The 19,750-nt window shown below is 68.5% G+C and carries 10 protein-coding genes and 1 pseudogene; 4 read left to right on the forward strand and 7 right to left on the reverse strand.

Going from position 1 to position 19,750, the window contains the following annotated elements; all coding sequences use genetic code 11:
* Window positions 1-531: 531 nt before the first annotated feature.
* Complete coding sequence (locus MBTS_RS03250) at window positions 532-1,500, reverse strand: L,D-transpeptidase (RefSeq protein WP_018046068.1); 969 nt, start codon at window positions 1,498-1,500, stop codon at window positions 532-534.
* 298 nt (window positions 1,501-1,798) lie between these two features.
* On the opposite strand from MBTS_RS03250, the gene MBTS_RS03255 reads away from it, so the two are divergent.
* The 3 genes from MBTS_RS03255 to MBTS_RS03265 all read left to right on the forward strand — a co-directional run bounded on the left by MBTS_RS03255 (window position 1,799) and on the right by MBTS_RS03265 (window position 4,625).
* The gene (locus tag MBTS_RS03255; protein ID WP_147832667.1) at window positions 1,799-2,185 is read left to right on the forward strand and encodes a hypothetical protein; all 387 of its coding nucleotides are present in this window, start codon (window positions 1,799-1,801) and stop codon (window positions 2,183-2,185) included.
* A 110-nt stretch (window positions 2,186-2,295) separates the two neighbouring features.
* A complete protein-coding gene (locus MBTS_RS03260; protein WP_192215067.1) occupies window positions 2,296-3,522 on the forward strand; it encodes an exonuclease SbcCD subunit D in 1,227 nt (408 codons plus the stop codon).
* Window positions 3,523-3,644: 122 nt separating this feature from the next.
* A complete protein-coding gene (locus tag MBTS_RS03265; protein ID WP_147832665.1) occupies window positions 3,645-4,625 on the forward strand; it encodes a catalase family peroxidase in 981 nt (326 codons plus the stop codon).
* A 180-nt stretch (window positions 4,626-4,805) separates the two neighbouring features.
* Here the strand turns inward: MBTS_RS03265 and MBTS_RS03270 are convergent, their stop codons facing one another.
* The 6 genes and pseudogenes from MBTS_RS03270 to MBTS_RS03295 all read right to left on the reverse strand — a co-directional run bounded on the left by MBTS_RS03270 (window position 4,806) and on the right by MBTS_RS03295 (window position 15,509).
* Window positions 4,806-6,179, reverse strand: a complete 1,374-nt coding sequence (locus MBTS_RS03270) for a calcium-binding protein (protein WP_238253679.1) — start codon at window positions 6,177-6,179, stop codon at window positions 4,806-4,808.
* A gap of 146 nt (window positions 6,180-6,325) precedes the next feature.
* Window positions 6,326-6,498, reverse strand: a pseudogene (locus tag MBTS_RS03275) (IS5/IS1182 family transposase); the annotation flags it as partial.
* Between the two features lie 15 nt (window positions 6,499-6,513).
* Window positions 6,514-7,905, reverse strand: coding sequence for a calcium-binding protein (locus MBTS_RS03280; RefSeq protein ID WP_238253677.1), 1,392 nt, complete (start codon window positions 7,903-7,905; stop codon window positions 6,514-6,516).
* A gap of 212 nt (window positions 7,906-8,117) precedes the next feature.
* Entirely contained in the window at window positions 8,118-11,648 is a 3,531-nt protein-coding gene (locus MBTS_RS03285) for a hybrid sensor histidine kinase/response regulator (protein ID WP_192215081.1), read from the reverse strand.
* Window positions 11,649-12,298: 650 nt separating this feature from the next.
* Window positions 12,299-14,866 carry a CheR family methyltransferase gene (locus tag MBTS_RS03290; protein WP_192215068.1) on the reverse strand — a complete coding sequence of 856 codons (2,568 nt, stop codon included), beginning with the start codon at window positions 14,864-14,866 and terminating at the stop codon, window positions 12,299-12,301.
* Window positions 14,867-15,107: 241 nt separating this feature from the next.
* Entirely contained in the window at window positions 15,108-15,509 is a 402-nt protein-coding gene (locus MBTS_RS03295) for a DUF6894 family protein (protein ID WP_056147081.1), read from the reverse strand.
* Between the two features lie 345 nt (window positions 15,510-15,854).
* On the opposite strand from MBTS_RS03295, the gene MBTS_RS03300 reads away from it, so the two are divergent.
* Window positions 15,855-19,604, forward strand: a complete 3,750-nt coding sequence (locus tag MBTS_RS03300; protein WP_192215069.1) for an AAA family ATPase — start codon at window positions 15,855-15,857, stop codon at window positions 19,602-19,604.
* The last annotated feature ends 146 nt before the right edge of the window (window positions 19,605-19,750 follow it).

Here is a 19,750-nt window from a genome sequence, read left to right on the forward strand (position 1 = left end):
CGCTAGAGCTGCGCCCGACCACGTTGGGTCGGGGCACATCTCTCGGCCTTTGTTGTGCCGCGCTCTTTTTTCGCCGAACCGGCATCCACTTCGGCGGAGAGCGCTCTAGGCGATGAGTGGGCTTGCTCGTTTAGCCTGGGCGGCGCGCTGCCAGCCGACGCGAGGACGAGTATCCGCAACTGTTTGTGAGCGAACAGGTCAGCAACGTCCGCCTCAACGCCGTTCCTGCCGGAAGTAGCCGGGCAAAAATCCACCCGACTTGGACGTTCGGCGGGTACCGAGCGTCGGAGTTCCACCACGAATTCCGGCGTCGCCGTGGCATCACCGGGCGGAGTCATTCGCCCGGAAGCGGTTCGAGCGGGCGGCCCGCGTGCGGACTTGCCGTGAGCCGTTCGACTTGTTTGTCCGAGGCTTGCGTCATCCCGAGGTGCCGCGTGGCGGCCCCGAGGGAGCCTTCCGGGGGGATCGCCCTATCTGCCCGAATTCACGAAAAGAGAACCCGGGGGCCGTGCCCGCCGGGGACAGGCGGCCTCAGGTCAGAACGACGACGCGGGTGCCGATCTCGACGCGGCCGTAGAGGTCGATCACGTCCTGGTTGATCATGCGGATGCAGCCGGAAGAGACGCTGAGCCCGATGGATTCGGGCTCGAGGGTGCCGTGGATGCGGTAGAGCGTGTCCTTGTTGTCCTGCCACAGGTAATGCGCCCGTGCGCCGAGCGGATTGCGGGAGCCGCCGGGAACGCCGAGGCCGCTCTGGAGCTGGGTCACCGACCGGGCAAGCTTGGGCGTCCGCGCGATCATCTCCTTGGGCGGATACCAATCCGGCCACATCTGCTTGGAATTCACCGTCGAGACGCCCGACCAGGAAAAGCCCTGCTTGCCCACGCCGACGCCGTAGCGCCGCGCCCGGCCATTGGGCTGGACCAGGGTGAGGTGGTGCGCGCGCGGATCGACCACGATGGTGCCGGGGGGCTCGCGGCCGGTATAGGCGATCTCCTGGCGCAGGAAGACCGGGTTCGCCTTGCGCCAGTTGAAGGCATGGACCGGGAACGGCTCGTCGGTGATCGCCGCATAGGCCTTGGCGTAGTCGATCGGCCCGTCATCCACCGGACGCGCCACCGCGTTGCCCTGGTTCGCCGGCGGCGGCTGCTGCGCCCGGCGGCGGGCATTGGGATCGGCATAGGGATCCGCGTCGGGATCGTCCTCGAAGCGCGGGGCGGCCGTGCGCTCGCCATAGGGCTCGTAGCGCCCACCCCGCCGGCGGTAGAGCCGCCCGGCCTCGTCCCGATAGAGACGGTCGTCGTCATAGGGGCCGTAACCGTCCTCCGACTCGATGGAGAGCCGGCCGCGGACCTGGGCGAGGGCGGCGAGGGGGGAACCCACCAGGGCCAGGGCCGCGCCCGCGCCGCTCAGCAGGGTCCGCCGGCTGACGGGGAGAACGGGCCGTTCGGAGATGACGCGTTCGGACTCGGTGTGTTCAGGCTCGGAGCGTTCGGACATGGGGTACTCGAGGATGGGCCCCTCGCCAGGGCGCGAGGACTAAAGCCAAGATCGTGCGGTGACTTAGCAAGCCCGGGGGCCGGCGTCACGCCGGCCCGTCGCTCATCAGCATTGCGGCCGGGTGGGGTCGCCGGGCAGGCACGAGGCCGGCCCGGCGACGGACCTTTCATCATGGCGCGAGAATGAGCGGGAGATGTCGGGATTTCATCGAGTCTTGCGATTGCAAAAACCTCTGTTCGCGTCGACATACGTCTTTGCATTTCAACACCATCGAATCCTTGGAAGACGGACGAATCCTGTGCCGATCTCTTCGTTCGCACACCCTGGCGCGTCAGCCCTGACGCTCGCCCTCGGGCTTCTCGTCGCCGGGCCCGGCCCGGCCCTGGCCGGCCCGAAGCCGGTCCCCTCGTGGTCGACGGCCAAGGCGAAGGCCGTCGACACTTCCCGGAAGACGGCCGCCAAGCGGTCGCGGACGGTCAAGGCCAACACGGGCAAGGCCAAGACGGCGCCCGCCGCCGGATCCCCCGCCAAGGAGGCCGCCGCCGACGAGTCCCCGTCGACGGAGGCGCCCGCCGTCACCTGGACCTCGGCCGAGCCGGACGAGCTCCGGTGCGGGCGCAGCCGCCGCAAGCTGTGGCAGGCGGGCGAAGGCTGGGTGGTCAAGACCGTGACCGTCTGCCGTTAAGGCTCTCTGCAAAAAAGCGGAGGCGGGCCGCCGGGTAGGACCGGCGGCGGCGGCGCGCTACAAGGCCCCGGCCCGCACGGGCGATGTCCGGGCGAGGTGGGAGCGATGACGTGATCCGCGTGCTGCATACCGGCGACTGGCATATCGGGCAGTCCCTGCGCGGCTATTCCCGCGCCCACGAGCATGCGCGGGCGCTCGCCCATCTCGAAGCCATCGTCGTCGGCCACGAGGTCGACGCCCTCGTGGTGGCGGGCGACGTCTACGACAGCCAGAACCCGTCCGGCGAGGCGCAGGCCCTGCTCTACGACGTGCTGGTGCGCCTGCACCGAGCGCGCCCCGCCATGACCATCGTGCTGACCGCCGGCAACCACGACGCGGCCGGGCGCCTCGAAGCGCCGAGCCCGATCCTCGAGGCCATCGGGGTCCGGGTCATCGGCAATGTCCGCCGCCGCGACGGCGCCGTGTCCATCGAGCGTCATCTCGTGCCGGTCCTGAGGAACGGCGACGTGGCGGCCCAGATCCTGGCGGTGTCCTATCCCACCGCCGCCTGCCTGCCCCCCCTACGCCGGGAGGAGGGATCGCCCATCGTGCGGGCGGTGCGCGCCCTCTACGCCCAGGTGATGGAGGCGGCGACGCCGCATCTCTGCGGCCTGCCGCTCCTCCTCACCGGGCATCTGCACGTGGCCGGGGGGACCGAATCGGAGGGGGCCGAGCGCCGCATCCTCGTCGGCGGCGAACATGCCGTGCCGCCGGACGTGTTTCCAGCGGAGGCCGATTACGTGGCGCTGGGCCATCTCCACAAGGCCCAGACCATCGGCGGCGGGATGGTGCGCTATTCCGGCTCGCTGATCCCGCTCTCGGCCACCGAACAGCCCTACATCCACGGGGTCAGCCTCGTGACCCTGGGCGACGGACCGGCGCGGGTGGAGCATATCCCGATCCCGCGCCCGGTCCCGTTCCTGCGCCTGCCCGCGCGCGGCGACATGCGGCTCTCCGACCTCGCCGACCATCTCAAGGCCCTCGACCTCGACCCGGCCCTGCCGATGGAGGAGCGGCCCTACATCCAGGTCCGCCTCGCCCGCGAGGGGCTAGGGCCGGGCCACCGGGCCGAGGTGGACCGGATCGCGGACGGTTTTCCCGTGCGCATCGTCGACACCCGCGTGGCGCCCGCCGCCGATCCGGTGGCGGAGGCCGTCGAGGCGGCGCCCCTCGTGCGCCTCTCCGAACGCGACCCGGAGGACCTCTTCCGCCTCGCCTTCGCCCGCGTGCGGGGCGCGCCACCGGAGCCGGCGCATCTGGAGGTGTTCCACCGCGTCCGGGCCGAGGCCGAAGGCTGAAGCCCGCCGCACCGGTCTCTTGTCACGCGCCCGTTACCCTGTAGGTATTACAATTCGATTGTGCGCCATCGAGATTCGCCGGCCCATGCCGATGCGAGCCGGGCGACGGGGGAAACAGCGCCATGAAAGTCTCGATCGTCGCCACCGGCTGCGCCATGGCGCTCGCCCTCGCCGCTCCGGTCCGAGCCGAGGAGGCGGATGCCGCCGCCATCGTCAACGGCCAGTTCGTGGCCGGCGGCAACAAGCCCGGCGTGCGGGCCAGCGGCGCCAAGGGCGTCTGCCTCACCGGGCAGTTCACCCCCTCGGCCGAGGCGGCGGGGCTGTCGAAGGCACCGCATTTCGCCAAGACCGTGCCGGTGACCGCGCGCTTCTCCATGGGCGGCAGCAACCCGGGCATCTCGGACAAGGCCAAGCCGGTGACGCGGGGCTTCGCCCTGCGCCTGCGCGACCCGGCGGGCGACCTCGTCCTCGTCATCATTTCCGCGCCGGTCTTCTCGGCGCGGACGCCCCAGCAGCTGTTCGATTTCGTCTCCGTCCGCGCGCCCGGCCCCGACGGCAAACCCGATGCCGAGAAGGTCAAGGCCTTCGCCGCCGCCAACCCGGAGACCACGAAACAGGCGGCCTGGCTCAATGCGCGCCCGGTCCCGGCGAGCTTTGCCGGCGTCGATTACTGGGGCGTCCACGCCTATACGCTCACCAACGCCAAGGGCGAGGCCAAGGTGGTCAAGCTGAAGACCGTGGCGGATGCGGGCCAGCTCGGCCTCACCGACGAAGAGCTTAAGGCCAAGCCCGACAGCTTCTATGCCGACGAGCTGAAGGAGCGCCTGGCCAAGGGGCCGGCCAGCTTCTCCCTGGTGGCGATCCACAGCGAGGCCGGCGACCCCACCGCCGACCCGACGGCTCTGTGGCCCGAGGAGAACCGCAAGAGCACGACGCTCGGCACCCTCGCCATCACGGCTCTCGAGCCCGACGCCACCTGCGACGCGGCCACCTTCGATCCGGTGGTGGACCTCCCCGCCGGCATCGCCGGCCCGGCCGACGACCCGATGTTCGCGATCCGCTCCCCGGCCTACGCCGTGTCGCTGTCGCGCCGCGCGCAGTAGAGGAATATTCGACCCGCCTGTCCGGTCGCGAGGAGATCGCGCGACCGGGCAGGCCAACGCTTCCCCTCGCCGGAGCCTGTCCGGCTTGCTTGTCCCGGGCTTCACCTCATCTTGAGGTCGTCTGATTGGAGGATCGACTCCGGCATGAGCATCCGCTGAGACATCCAATCCAATGGGCTCTCAGAGGATGAAGCTGATTTCGAGCAAGGAATCGGCCGTGACGCCGAGCAGGATGATCTTGTCGGTCGGTCCGACTTCGTGGGTCACGGTGATGAGCGTGCTGTCGCCGTTCTGGAACGACAGGACGTCCACCCTATCCGTGTCGTCGTCGAGGCCGCTGAAGACGATCCTGTCGTTGAGCGCGTCGAACTTGCGGATGACGTCGCGGCCATCGCCCGCGGCGAAGACGAAGGTGTCGGCACCCGCGCCGCCGAAGAGGGAGTCGCCGCCTGCTCCGCCGGTGATGATGTCGCTGCCCTTTCCGGCGACGATGCGGTCGGCGCCGTCCGTGCCGACGATCGTGGAGCCGCTATCGGCGACGCTCTGCGAAAAGATCTTCGTGCCGACATCGACGCCGGTCATGGTCAGGGACGCCCCGTCGCGGACATAGATTTTCTCTATGCTGGCGGTGCTGGTGAACGAGTCGTCAGTCAGGACGACGACACTGCCTTTATTTACGAAGAGCAGGTCCGTCCCCTCGCCGCCATCCACCCTCACGGGCGAGCTGCTGATGACGAGGCGATCGTTGCCATCCCGCCCGTACAATTCGTCGGAACCACCATTGCCGTTCAGCGTGTTGGCGCCGCCGTCTCCGTAAAGGGTATCGCCGGACGTACTGCCAATGACGTTCAGGAATCCAAAGTAAGCATCCTGCTGCGCATCGCCGTTGAGGCCGCTGTTTCCAGCGAGATCGACAGTCACGCCCGCGGTGGAATGCGCGTAGCTCAACGTATCGACGCCACCGCCACCGGTCATATAGTCGGCGCCCGCACCCCCCTCGATGACATTGTTCTCAACGCTGCCAGCTATGACGTCGTCATATTGCGATCCGCGAATGTTGGCAATATTTACAAAGATGTCTTGTTGATTTTCACTTGCAAAATCATAGCCTTTGCCGATCCTCAAGTCGACGTCGACCCCGCCCGAGCCGTCTCCGGTAGGCGCATCGAAATGCTCGTAGCTCAGGGTGTTCGTGCCGGCGCCGCCATCGATGGTGTTGATGCCGCCACCGCCCTCCAGGATATCGTTGCCGCCGCCGCCGTTCAGGACGTCGTCACCGAGGCCGCCCCGCAGAACGTCGCCTTGCGTTCCGCCATCGAAATTTACGTCAGCCTTGTTATCAGAGAAATCAAGGTACAGACTGAGCATTGATACCGTGGAAGGAACCATATATCTGGTCAATGCACCATTATTGTAGAAACCTAGACCAAAAAAGCTATCGAGTACCGTTTTGTAAAAAGAATCAACTCCATTATACGCGAAGCTGCTCAGTTCGAGAGGGACACTCTTATCTTCATCGTACGAATCTGTATATGAACATCTGATCTCGGCCATTGGATCGCTCTTCAGATTATATATTGAGTTATGGAGGCGTGACTTAACGCGAATAGCGTCGCAGGAATTGAATATTCTATAGCTATAAAGAAATAATGAATCAATGCAGTATTGTCCCGACTATGGTTCGGCCTCGATCGGCTCCGGAAGGCGATGACGGCAGAGGCATAGTTGCGGGCCAGCCGTCGTATCGGGCGGCAAGACGACGGAAGTCTTTGAGGCGGCAGAAGATAGCCTCGACGCGCCAGCGCTCGCGAGAGCGGCGCTCGGCACAGGCGATAACCCGGTCGCGCTGGGATCGCGCGACCGGGCAGGCCGGAGGACTGGGCAGACTTCAGAAGAGGAAGCTGCCTTCCGTCACGGAATCGGCCGTGACGTCGAGTAGGATGATCTTGTTCGAGGCTCCGGTGTCACTCGTGAAGGTGATGATCGTGTTGGCCTCGCCGTGGAACGATCCGATCTTCACGTTATCTATGCTCTGCGTGATGAGACCGATGTGGAGCGCATCTTCGGTCACGTCGAACTTGCGGATGACATCGCGGCCATCGCCCGAGGCGAACTCGAAGATGTTTGCACCGGCGCCGCCGAAAAGGGAATCGCCGCCCTTCCCGCCGGTGATGACGTCGCCGCCCTTGCCGGCCACGATGCGGTCGGCGCCGTCCGTGCCGACGATCTTGGAGGAGCCATCGTTCAGGCTCTGCGAATAAATCTTCGTGCCGATATCGACGCCCGCCATTGTGAGGGACGCCCCGTCGCGGACATAAACTCTCTCGATGCTGGCAAACGACTCGTCGGTGAGTTCGACGTTGCCGAACCTCGCGATGAAGAGCAGGTCCGTCCCCTGGCCGCCCTGTACCTTCACGGGCGAGTTGCCGATGACGAGGCGATCGTCGCCGCCCCGGCCGTACAATTCGTCGTTGCCGCCATTGCCGTTCAGCGTATTGGCGTCGCCGGTTCCACTAAGGACATCATTCGACGTACTGCCAAGTACGTTCAGGAACCCCAGGTAATGATCCCCCTCCGCGTCGCCCTCGAGACCGTCTTGTCCAGAGAGATCGACAGTCACGCCCTCGGTGGAATGCGCGTAGCTCAACGTATCGACGCCACCGCCACCGGTCATATAGTCGGTACCCGCACCACCCTCGATGACATTGTTCTCGGTGTTACCATCTATCCCATCGTTATATTGCGATCCGCGAATGTTGGCAATATTAACGAAGAAGTCCTGTTGTTTGTCGCTACCATAATCGTAGCCTTCGCCGGTCCTCATATCGACCCCGACCCCGCCCGAGCCGTCTTCGGTGGGCGCATCGAAATGCTCGTAGCTCAGCGTGTTGGTACCCGTGCCGCCATCGATGGTGTTGATGCCGCGACCGCCCTCCAGAATATCGTTGCCGCCGGCACCGTTCAGGACGTCGTTGCCGTCGCCGGTGCGGAACACGTCCCCGAAATCGCCGCCGGTGACCCGCGTGATTTTATCGAAGTCGCTGGAATCGCCGTAGAGGCCAGCCATCTGTGTCGACAGCTGGAAGACCTGGGCCTCATATTCGATCCCCGGCCCATCCAGGAAGTATACGAGAAAATTTTCGTACTCTTCATACCCATCGACCACGGCACCAGGGCCGAAATCGAGCGTCCTGGCCTCCGGGTTGATTGGCTCTTGATATCCTATAGTGAAATTTTCGGGATCGTAGTCGCCGTCCATCGTATAACGAAATTGAGCCATCTTGAGCCCCTACAGAACAGGTTCGTGCTAAAACCGCTCTGCTTCGATATGACTCCACCATTTAAAATACAGTTATGGCTTTGTCTGAAAATACCAAGACAAAGCCCTTGCGAGCCAAAAACTGTGCCCCACTGTGGGCGGGTGACGAGCGCCGCGCCCCCTCGCGCCGGGCCGCCCTGAAGGGCGGCGAGGGCCGAATGCCGTCCTCCCCCCTAGCCGGAGGCGATCATGTCCTTGATCCGGCCGGCCAGCGCTTCCATCACGAAGGGCTTGGTCAGCACCTGCATGCCGGGCTCGAGATGGCCGTTGCCGACCACGGCGTTCTCGGCATAGCCGGTGATGAACAGGATCTTGAGGTCGGGTCGGGCCACCCGTGCCGCGTCGGCCATCTGGCGGCCGTTCATGCCGCCGGGCAGGCCGACATCGGTGACGAGGAGGTCGATGCGCACGTCCGATTGCAGCACCTTGAGGCCGGAGGCGCCGTCGGCCGCCTCGATGGCGGTGTAGCCGAGCTCTTCCAGCACCTCGGTCACGAGCATGCGCACGGTGGGCTCGTCGTCGACGATGAGCACGGTCTCGCCCCGTTGCGCGCGCGGCGCGGCGGCGAAGGCGCCGGCCTCGTCCACCTCGGAGGCCTCGCCGTAATGGCGCGGCAGGTAGAGGCACATGGTGGTGCCCTCGCCGAGTTCGGAATAGATCCGCACCTCGCCGCCCGATTGCCGCACGAAGCCGTAGATCATCGACAGGCCGAGGCCGGTGCCCTCGCCGAGCGGCTTGGTCGTGAAGAACGGATCGAAGGCGCGGGCGATCACCTCCGGCGTCATGCCGGTGCCGTTGTCGGTGACGCAGAGGGAGAGATACTGGCCGGGGTCGAGGTTGCGCTCGCGGGCGGCATGCCCGTCGAGCCACTTGTTGGCGGTCTCGATGGTGAGGCGGCCGCCATCCGGCATGGCGTCCCGCGCGTTGATGCACAGGTTCAGCAACGCGTTCTCGAGCTGGTTCGGATCCACCAAAGCCGGCCACAGACCGGCGGAGCCCACCACCTCGATCGTCACCGCCGGACCGACCGTGCGGCGGATCAGCTCTTCCATCCCCGAGACCAGGGCGTTCACGTTCGTCGGTTTCGGGTCCAGGGTCTGGCGCCGCGAGAAGGCGAGGAGCCGGTGGGTGAGGGCCGCCGCCCGGCGCGAGGCGCCCTGCGCCGCGTTGATGTAGCGGTCGAGTTCGGTCAGCCGCCCCTGCGCCATGCGGGTCTGCAGCAATTCGAGGCTGCCGGAGATGCCGGTGAGCAGGTTGTTGAAATCGTGGGCGATGCCGCCGGTGAGCTGGCCCACCGCCTCCATCTTCTGCGACTGGCGCAGGGCCTCCTGGGTCTGGGCGAGGGCCGCCTCGCGGGCCTTCTCGTCGGTGATGTCGCGGGCCACCGCGTAGAACACCTCGCCCACGGGCGCGCTGACCCAATCGAACCAGCGATACGCGCCGTTCGCCGTGCGGACCCGGTTCTGGTGCCGTACGGTGCGGCCCTGCCGCATCGCCTCCACCGCTTCCGCGCTGTGGGGGAGGAAATCGGGGTGGATGATCTCCCAGAACGGCGTCGCCAGCAGGGTCGCCTCGTCGTAGCCGAGCACCTCGGTCCAGGCCGGGTTCACGTTGAGGAGGCGGCCGTCGAGGGTGCCCGACATCAGGAGGTCGGGGATCAGCGTCCAGATGCGGTCGCGCTCCTTGATGCGCTCGGCGATCTCGCGCTCGAGCTCGGCCCGCGAGCGGGCCAGGACCTCGCGGGCCTCCACGATCTCCTGGATCTCGGTGCAGGTGCCGAACCAGCGCACGATCCGCCCGTCCGCGTCGCGCACCGGCTGCGCCCGCCCCAGCACCCAGCGGTACTGCCCGGAGCGGTGCCGCAGGCGATATTCGATGTGGTAGGGCTCGCCCGTCTCCAGGCTATGGCTCCAGACCGTCCAGGCCTTGTCCCGGTCGTCGGGGTGGAAGATGCCGTTCCAGCCCGCGCCGTCGGTGGAACCCGCCGGCACCCCGGTATAGTCGTACCAACGCTGGTTGAAGTAATCGTGGTGCCCGTCCGGCAGGGTCGACCACACCATCTGGTCGATGGAATCGGCGATGGCCTGGAAACGCCCCTCGCTCTGGCGCAGGCGCTCCTCCGCCTCCCGGCGCTCGTCGATGTCGATGACCGAGCCGACATAGCCCAGGAACTCGCCATCGGTGCCGAAGCGCGGGGTCGCCGCGTCGATGGCCCAGCGATAGGTGCCGTCGGCCCGGCGCAGGCGGTACTCGACCCGGAAGGGCTCGTGCGCGGCATTGGCGGCGAGGAACGTGTCCGCCGCCAGCCCCTCGTCGTCGGGATGCGTCGCCTTGGTCCAGCCGAGGCCGAGGGCCTCCGCCTCGGTCTGCCCGGTGAACTCGTACCAGCGCCGGTTGAGGTAGATGCAGGACCCGTCGGGGATCGTCACCCACATCATCACCGGGGCGTGGTCGGCCATGTTGCGGAACCGCGCCTCGCTCTCCGTCAGCGCCTCGGCCTGCGCCCTGCGCTGGGTCTCGTCCCGCGCGATCCGGAGGAAGCCGGGCGAACGGCCCTGCGGGTCCGGCGGCAGGCGGTGGAGGGAGCCGGCGAGGAACACCGGCATCCCGTCCGCGCGCCGATGCCAGCGCTCCGAATCGGCGCGGCCCTGGTTCACCGCCTCGGCGAGTTCCGCCGCATCGATGCCGGCGGCCCGGTCCTCGGATGTGAAGATCATCGCTCCGTCACGGCCCAGCGCGTCGGCGGCCGTCCAGCCCAGCACCTCGACGGCGCCCGCCGACCAGCTCGTGATGATCCCCTGCGGGTTCATGGTGAGGACCACGTGATCGCGCGCGCCCTCCATGACGAGGTGCAGGCGCTCCTCGCGCTCGCGCAGGGCCTCTTCCGCCGCCCGGCGCCCGCTGACGTCCCGGTAGAACACCGAGAGGCCGCTGCCGGAGGGATAGACCCTGACCTCGATCCAGATGTCCCGCTGCGTCGAGCTGTGGCGGTAGGTGAGTTCGGCCGAGGCCCGTTCCGCCATGGCGCGGCGGTAGAGGGGCCAGGTCGGCATCCGCTCGGCATCCGGCCACACCTCGAGGAGGTGACGGCCGAGGATCGCCTCCGAGGGGCGCCCGTCGAGGCGCAGGCCCTCCGCGTTGATGCGGCGGACGCGGAAGTCGTGGTCGAGCAGGAGGAAGCCCTCGCCCATCCCGTCGAGGACGCCGCGGACCTCGGCCTCGCTCTGCCGCAGCCGGCTCTCGGCACCGATCCGGCCGGTGGTCTCGGTGCAGGCGCAGAAGAAGCCGGCGACGGTGCCGTCCTCCTCCCGCACCGGCGTGTAGGAGAACGCGAAATGCGTCTCCTCGGGAAAGCCGTTGCGCTCCATGACGAAGGCGACGTCGTCCATCTGGATGGAGTGTCCCGCATAGGCATCGGCGACGATGGGGGCGAGGTCGCTCCAGATGTCGGACCAGACCTCGGCGATGGGCCGCCCCATGGCGGCCGGATGCTTGGCGCCCATGAGCCGGGCATAGGCGTCGTTGTAGAGGACGATCTGCCCCGGCCCCCAGGTGACGAACATGGGCTGGCGCGCGGCGACCATCATCCCCGTCAGCGTGCGGAGGGACGCGGGCCAGGAGGCGAAGGGTCCGAGGGGAGTCGCGGACCAATCGATGGCCTCGATCAGCGCACCACACTCGCCCCCGTTCACGAGGACACTCACTGCCACTCTTTCTCCGTCGCGAGGGTCGATGCGGGATGGCGCGCCGCGGGATCGGATCGCGCGCCCGCACAGGATCGACGTCCCTGCCAACGGCCAAGGTCGACCCGCCGTTCCCCGCGAGGGCCCGCCTCACCGGAGGGACGGCCCGGCCTCGACATCGCGGCCCGATGACACGAGCCGGTGTCCGATGTCAAAGTCGCGGCGCCCGCCGGTCAGTATCCCTGTTTGAAATGTCGTCCTGAACGATCGCCCCCACGCTCCCGTTCCGATTCCGAGTGGGGGAAATCCGACGCTTGGTCCCCATCCCTAAGCGTCCGAGGAGGTTGGTAATCGGACGTTGGCCAGTTGCCAGAACGTTGACGTTCGACCTTCGGAACAGGCCCGCGCCCCGATCCGCTCTCCCATGAACGAGAGGCGGCCGGGCTTTGCCAAGGCGTGCCGTCGCCCGCTCCCCTTGCGCCCGCTGCCCTTGCGTATGCACCCGTATCCGCGTCACGCTAGAGTTGCGCCCGACCACGTTGGGTCGGGGTACATCTCCAGGCCTTTGTTGTGCCGCGCTCTTTTTCGCCGAACCGGCATCCACTTCGGCGGAGAGCGCTCTAGCGCGGATGGACCACCAGGGTCCTGGGCGCGGAGCCCAGACCCCTCGGTCATCCCTGTTCCCGGAGGTTCGTGAAGTTTGCGACGATCCCGGGCGTCCGGCTGCCCTTGGAGGACGCGGCCATCAACCGGACATGGTAGCGGGCGCCGTCTGTGCTCTCGATCGTCCGCTCGGAGGGACGGCTCGTTGCCAGCACCGTCGGGATCTCGTCTGACAGCCACGTCAGGGGAATCGGCGTCGAGAAGTTGCGCAAAGACCGGCCGACGTCGCCCGGCTGCAGGCCAAAGATCTGTGCCGCGGCGGCGGTGAACATGCGGATGTGGAGATCCGGTGTCAGGAGCACGCTGGCGACGTTCATGCCCTCGAACAGCGTGGACTGGTCATCGCTCATCTGATCGATGGCCTCGATCTTGGACGTCAGCTCGGCATTCAACGTCTGAAGCTCCTCGTTCAGAGACTGCGTCTCCTCCTTCGAAGCCTCCAGTTCCTCGTTGGCGGCCTGCATTTCCTCGTTGACGGAGTACAGTTCCTCGTTCGAGGATTTGAGCTCCTCGAGGGAGGTTTCGTACTCCTCGATCACACCCTGAAGCCGCTCGCGCGTCACGCTCAGTTCGCGTTCCAGGCCCTGGAACGCCGTGTCCCGTTCATTCGCCTCCAGGGCCTGCCGCTCCCTTACGACCGGCGCAGCGGCTTCCTTGAACACGACCAGGAACAGTGGCTCAGTCGCGCCGGCCGTGTTCAGCGGCTTGACGACCAATGAGATAGTCTGGAGCCGGCCGTCCGGCAGTTCGACGCTGATGCTGTCGCGAACGGCCGGGGTGTTGCCCTCTATCGCCTCGCGCAGCGCCGTTCGGAGATCCAGCCGCAGGCCCTTGCGTGCCATCGCAGCCAGCTCCCGAGTCGGCTGTCCCGGCACGACCTCCAAGTGATCGCCGATCCGCGACGAGTAGTGCACGGCCTCGCCCGTCCGCGTCACGACCGCGTGCGGCGGCGTGAACTCGGATAGCATCAGCGTCTCGACCGTGTGCCGCAGGGCCGCATGTGTCGTGACGTGGCGCCGGTACGACTGGCCGGCACCCGCGAAGATCGGCGTGTCAGGCCCGGACATTGGTGGCAAGCGGGCCGGCAGGATCGCGTCGCGGGCCTGGAAGATGCGGTTCCGCTTGTCGATCGTCTCGAACAAGTCGTCGAAGCGCGTCACGTTCTCGGCCATCCCGATGAAGAGGTAGCCGCGCGGGCGTAGAGCGTAGTGCAGCACTGGCATCAGTTGCTGCTGGGCTTCGACGCCGAGGTAGATCAGCAGGTTGCGGCAGGAGACGAGATCGAGGCGCGAGAACGGCGGGTCGCGCAGCACGCTGTGCGGGGCGAAGCTGCAGAGGTCGCGCACGGCCTTTGCGACCACCACGCTGTCGCCTTCGACGACGAAGTGCTGCGCGATCCGTTCGGGCGTGACGGCGGACAGGTAGGTCCTCGGGTAGAGGCCGGTCCGGGCGACCGTGAGCGATCGCTCGTCGATGTCGGTGGCGAAGATCTGCACGCGCGGCGGTTCCGCCAGGGTCAGCATGTGCTCGCGCAGGAGGATGGCCAGGGAGTAGACCTCCTCGCCGGTCGAGCACGCCGGCACCCAGATCCGCACGACATCGGTCGACGCGCGCTCGTCGAACAGCTTCGGGATGACGTGGGTGGAGAGAGCCTCGAAGGCGGCGGCGTCACGGAAGAAGTTCGTCACACCGATCAGCAGATCCCGAAACAGCGCCCCGACCTCGGCTGGGTCGGCACGCAGCAGCTTGAGGTAGTTGTCCGGCCCGGCCGCGCCGACGACGCTGATGCGCCGCTGCAGGCGACGCACGAAGGTGCTGGGCTTGTAACCGGAGAAGTCATGGCCGACCTGCGAGCGGAGGATGGCGAAGATCTCGGTCAGCAGTTCGGCATCGAACTCCCGAGCGACCAGGTCGGCCTGACCTTCCTGCGTGGCGGGACTGATGGCGGCGAAGCGGGCGGCGATCCGGTCGCCCATCCGTTCGGCCGTCTCGCCGAAATCGACGAAGCCGGTCCGCAGCGCGCTGATGGGCATGTCGGGGGCTTCGGGGCCGGAGCCATCCAGGGTCTGGGCCAGGGTCAGGCCGCCGTGCTCCTTGATCGCCTTGATGCCGATGGCGCCGTCACCGTCGCCGCCGGACAGGATCACGCCGACCGCGCGCTCGCCCTGGTCGACGGCCAGGGCAGTCAGGAAGATATCGACCGGCTTGGTCTCGCGGATCGCCGGCCTCAGCGGCTTCAACCTCAGCCGGCCGCCCGCGATGCCCATGACGAAACCGGCCGGCATGACGTAGACGCGGCCCGGCCGGACCGGCACGCCGTCGACGGCGACCTCGACACCGAGCGGCGTGAGCCGGGCCAGCACGTCCGAGAGCAGGCTCTTGTGCTCCCGGCTGAGATGCGTGACGACGACGAAGGCGGCTCCGAGCGTCGCCGGCACCCCACGGAAGAAGCCCCGCATCGCCTCGATGCCGCCCGCGGACGCGCCGATGCCGACGATCGGGAAGTGGTCCTGGTCCATCACCACGTTCTGAGCCTTCGGATCGATGCTACGCCGTTCGTCGGGTCCCAGCATCATGCGTTCTTTCCTACACCGCGTCGATCAATGCACGGTGGTTCCGGCCGCCCGTTGTCCCATCGCGCCAGCGACATCCAGCGCAGGTCGGCTTTTTGCGGTTTTCGCATAAAGCGAGCAGACGTAAGTATACCCTGAGCTCTAAGGTTTTCGCCTCGGAAATTGCCGAGAAGCGGACCTTAACCGATCTCCCGGGAGCGGCTATTCTGCTTCCAACCGGCAAGGCCTCTTCTTGACCTTGCCGCTAGCCGCGGGTTCCCTTCGCCATGTCGAGGAGACGCTGAGTCTCTGCAAATGTCACATTCAGCTTCACTTGCGCATCGCGAAGCTCCACAATCAGCCCCGCTGTGCGCCTCATCTCAGCCCGTCCTTTCCGGAAGCGTAGCTTGGAGGGTTGTTTTGAACGCTTTCGCCCGTGATCCAGAACCTCCGCGAAAGGCAGCACCATCAGAATGGTACCACGCGCGTCGGTGATCTCGAAGCCATACCGGATCGGGTTCTCCGCGTTGGAGGCCAGATCAGAGCTCATTCCCGGCACGGCCTTAAAGGCCTCAAGATAAGCTGCCTCAACGCTCACGAGATCCAGGCCTGTATCGTCGCAGTCAAGTCCATCTGGGCCACGGAGGTGAAAGTAAAACTGTGTCATAGACCGTACCCGGTGGACGTTTCTTCATCCTGCCAGCCTGCGCGGGTCGTTTCGGATGGTCAAGGCCGAGGCCGTGCCCCCCGGAAATCCACCCGATCCCGCTAACTAGAGCCGTGACCTGGTAGCGGCTCTGGATTCCGGGCTCCGCGATGCGGACCCAAAATGACGACGTGGCCTGTTCAGTGTCGTGCCACATCCCATTCCCCCTGGTTCGCAGCCCTGCCGCCATCCCGCCGCGTGTGGACATCGTTGCGCGGCGACGGCATCGCCCTCGTCCGCCCGTCATCCTGGGCTATGACACTCTTCCCCGCATCCCCCTGATTTCTTGAGACGAGGCCACGACCCTTGCGCATCCTGGCGATCCGCGGCGAGAACCTCGCGAGCCTCGCGGCCCCCTTCTCCGTCGATCTCGCCGGCGGCCCCATCGGCGCCACCGGCATCTTCGCCATCACCGGCGAGACGGGGGCGGGCAAGTCCACCATCCTCGACGCCCTCTGCCTCGCCCTCTACGGGCGCTATCCGCGCGTGGCGACCGGCGGGCGCGAGCGGGCGCCCGATCCCGGCGGCGACCCCATCACCATCGGCGACGAGCGGGCGATCCTGAGGCGGGGGGCGACGGAGGGCTTCGCCGAGGTCGATTTCATCGGCCGGGACGGGCAGGGCTACTGCGCGCGCTGGTCGGTCTACCGGGCGCGGGGCAAGGCCAACGGCCGCCTCCAGAACAAGACCCGCTCCCTCACCCGGCTGGCGGACGGGACCTCCGTCGGCGACAGCAAGGCCGGCCTCGTCGACGCGGCGATCTGCGAGCTCACCGACCTCACCTTCGACCAGTTCCGCCGCACCGTCCTGCTGGCGCAGGGGGAGTTCGACGCCTTCCTCCTCGCCGCCGAGGGCGAGCGCGCGGAACTCTTGGAGAAGATCACCGGCACGGCGATCTATTCCGAGATCTCGAAGCGGATCCATGCCGGGGCCGAAGCGCAGCGCGCCACGGTGAAGGAGTTGGAGGCCCATCGCGACGCCGTCGGCCTCCTCGACGAGGCGGCACGGGCGGAGAAGCACGCCGAGCGGGCGCGTCTCCAGGCCGAGGTGGCGGGGCTCTCCGGCCAACTGGCGGACCTGAACGCGGCGCTGGCCCATGCGCGGCGCATCGCCGACACACGGGGCCTGGTCGCGGCGGCCGAGAGCCGCCTCACCGTGGCGCGCGAGGCCCTGGAGACCCATCGGCCCGACAGCCTGCGGCTGGCCGAACTCGACGCGGTGGAGCCCCTGCGCGAACCGGCGCGGAATGCGGCGCGGGCGGAGCGGGATCTGACCGCCGCCGAGGCGGCCCTGGTCCTGGCCCTCGCGGCGCGCGGAGAAGCCGAGGCGCGGGCCGGGGCCGCGCGGGAGGCCCATGACGCCGCCGCCAAGGCGGACGAGGCCTCGGAGATCGGGTTCAAGGCGTTCGGGCCGGTCTGGACGCGGGCGGCCGAGCTCGACACCCGGATCGCCGAGGCGGCCGCCGAATCCGCCCATGCCACCGAGGCGGCGACCGTCGCCGGGGCGAAGGCGCTGGACGCGCGGACAGCCCTGGAGGCGCTCGATGCCGGCCTCGCGGCGGCGGAGGCCGCGCGCGCCGAGGTCGCCGCCCGGTTCGCGGCCGATACGGGCGGCGCCTTCCTCGCCGGCCGGACGGAGGAGGCCGAACAGCTCTTCGCCAAGCGCGCGACCCTGAGCGCGGAACTGGCGGAGGCCAAGGCCATTCTCCGCGCGGCCACGGACGAGGCCTCCCGCCGCTCGGCCGCGATCGCCACGGGGGACCGGGCGATCGCGCAGGCGAAGGCCGCGCGGACGCAGGCGGCCGAGCAGCGGGCCGGCCTCGCCGCCGCCCTGGACAAGGTCGGCGAGGCCGCGGCGCGGGCGCGCCTGGGCACCATCGACCGCCTCGCCGAGCACCTGCGCGAGGCGTTGCCCCTGGCGCGCGGCCACGCGGAGGCCTCCCTGGCCATTGAGCGCGCCTCGATGGAGGCGGAGGCCGCCCGCCGCGCCGAGGAGGCCGCGCGGCTCTCCGGGGAGGAGGCCGCCGCCCGGCAGGCCCGCGCCGTGGAGCGGCGGGCGGCCGTCGCCCCCCTGGCGGAGCTCGCCGAGGAGGCGGTCTCGCAGCAGGCGGCGCATCTGCGCAGCCTGCTCGTGGAGGACCAGCCCTGCCCGGTCTGCGGCGCCACCGATCATCCGCATGCCCGAGACCAGGATGGGCTGGGGCGGGTGGCCGAGGCGCTGAAAGCCCAGCGGGCGGAACAGGACGCCGCCATCGCCGCCGCGCGGGACGCCCTGGCGGAGGCCGCCTCGGCCGCCGCCGCCGCCGGCGCGCGGGCGCGCAACGCCGAACAGGTGGCGGCGGCGGCGCGCGAGACGCAGGGTCGGGCGGCCTCCGCCTATGCCGACCTGCACCCGAACCTCCTCGCCACGCGGGACGAAGCGGGGGTGGACGGGACCATCCCGGAACGGCTCGATGCCGAGGCGACTCCCGCCCTCGCCGGCCTCGTCGAGGCCCTGAAGCGCGACCGCGCCCCGCTGCTCTCCGCCCTGGAGCGGGCCGGAACCCTGCGCACCGAGATCGACGCCCTCACCGCGCGGATCGAGGCGGGAGAGGGGGAGATCGAGGCGGCGGAACTCTCCCGCGCCGCCGAGCGCGAGGCCCTGCGTCTCGCCGAACTCACCGCCAATGGCGAGGCGGTCCGCGTCTCGGGCCATACGGAGCGGGTGGAATCCCTCGGCCGCGAGATCGCGCCGTATCTCGCGGGCGCCGGCCTGTCGCTGGCCGATCTCGACCGGGACGGGGCCGGCGCGGCCGAGCGCGTGGCGAAGGTCGCCGCCGCGCACCGCGCCCTCGACCGGCGTCGGGACGAGCTCGACCGCGAGGTCCAGGCCCTCGCGTCGCGCCGCGCCGGCGCCGCCGAGGCCCTGGGCTTCACCCGCGCCGCCGCCGATGCGGCCGGACGCCAGGCGCTGGCCCGCTCCGACAGGCTCGCCGGGCTGCGGGCCGAACGGGTGCCACTGCTGAGCGGCGAGGAGACGGGCGCGCACCGGACCCGGATCAACGACGCGCGCAAGCGCGCCCGCGACGCGTTGAAACAGGCGGAAGAGGCCCGCGCCGCTGCCCATGCCGCCCTCGCCTCGGCGGTGACGGCGGCCGAGCACGGGGTGGCCTCCCGCGACGCGGCCCGGCGGCTGCGCGAGGAGGCCGATGCCGCCTTCCTCGCCGCCTGCGCCCCGCGCGGCGTCGACGCGGTACGGGAGGCCCTGGCCCTGTCCCCGGAGATCCGCGCCTCCCTGCGCCAGGCCGTCGATGCGCGGACGGCGGAAGCGCGCGAGGCGGAGACCGCCCTCGCCACGCGGCGGGCCGACCTCGCCCTCCTCCTCGATGCGCCGGAGATCGACGCTCCCGCCACGCAAGCGGCGGCCTCCGGCCTCGCCGAGACGATCACCGCCCATCAACAGGGGCTCGGCGCCATCACGGCCGATCTCCAGCGGGACGACGCGGCGCGGGAGCGGGCGGCCGGGTTGGAGGCGACGATCGCCGGGGCGCGGGCCGATTACGCCGTCTGGGAGGCGGTGAACGAGGCGGTGGGCTCGGCCAGCGGCGTCAAGTTCCGCCTCTTCGCCCAAGGGGTGACGCTGGAACATCTGGTCCGGCTCGCCAACGAGCACCTGCTGGCCTTGAGCCCGCGCTACCGGCTGGTGCGCGGCGACCCGGCCAACCTCTCCCTCCATGTGGTCGACCGGGACATGGGCGAGGAGGTGCGCGCCACCCGCAGCCTCTCGGGCGGCGAGCGCTTCCTCGTTTCCCTGGCCCTCGCCCTCGCTTTGTCCGGCCTGGAGGGCCGCGATTCCTTCGTCGACACGCTCTTCATCGACGAGGGCTTCGGCTCCCTCGACGCCGAGACCCTCGACCTCGCGGTGGACGCCCTGGAGACGCTCCAGGGCCGGGGCCGCAAGGTCGGCGTCATCACCCATGTGGCGGCGATGATCGAGCGCATCGCCGTGCAGGTCCGCGTGGAGAAGCGCGGCAACGGCCGCAGCGTGGTGAGTGTCGTGGAGGCTGGGGCGGGGTGAGGCTGCTGACCGCCTCTGGCCGGTACGAGCGCCGCCGTGATCGAGATCAGCTTGGGTACCCATACTCAACGTCGGAGAGCGAAACGACCGGTCGGCTTTCAGGCGGGGCGATGGTGAATGCACCATCGGCAAGGATTCCTCGCCTT

Origin of the sequence: Methylobacterium bullatum, from assembly GCF_014845095.1 — a bacterium.
Lineage (GTDB): Bacteria > Pseudomonadota > Alphaproteobacteria > Rhizobiales > Beijerinckiaceae > Methylobacterium > Methylobacterium bullatum.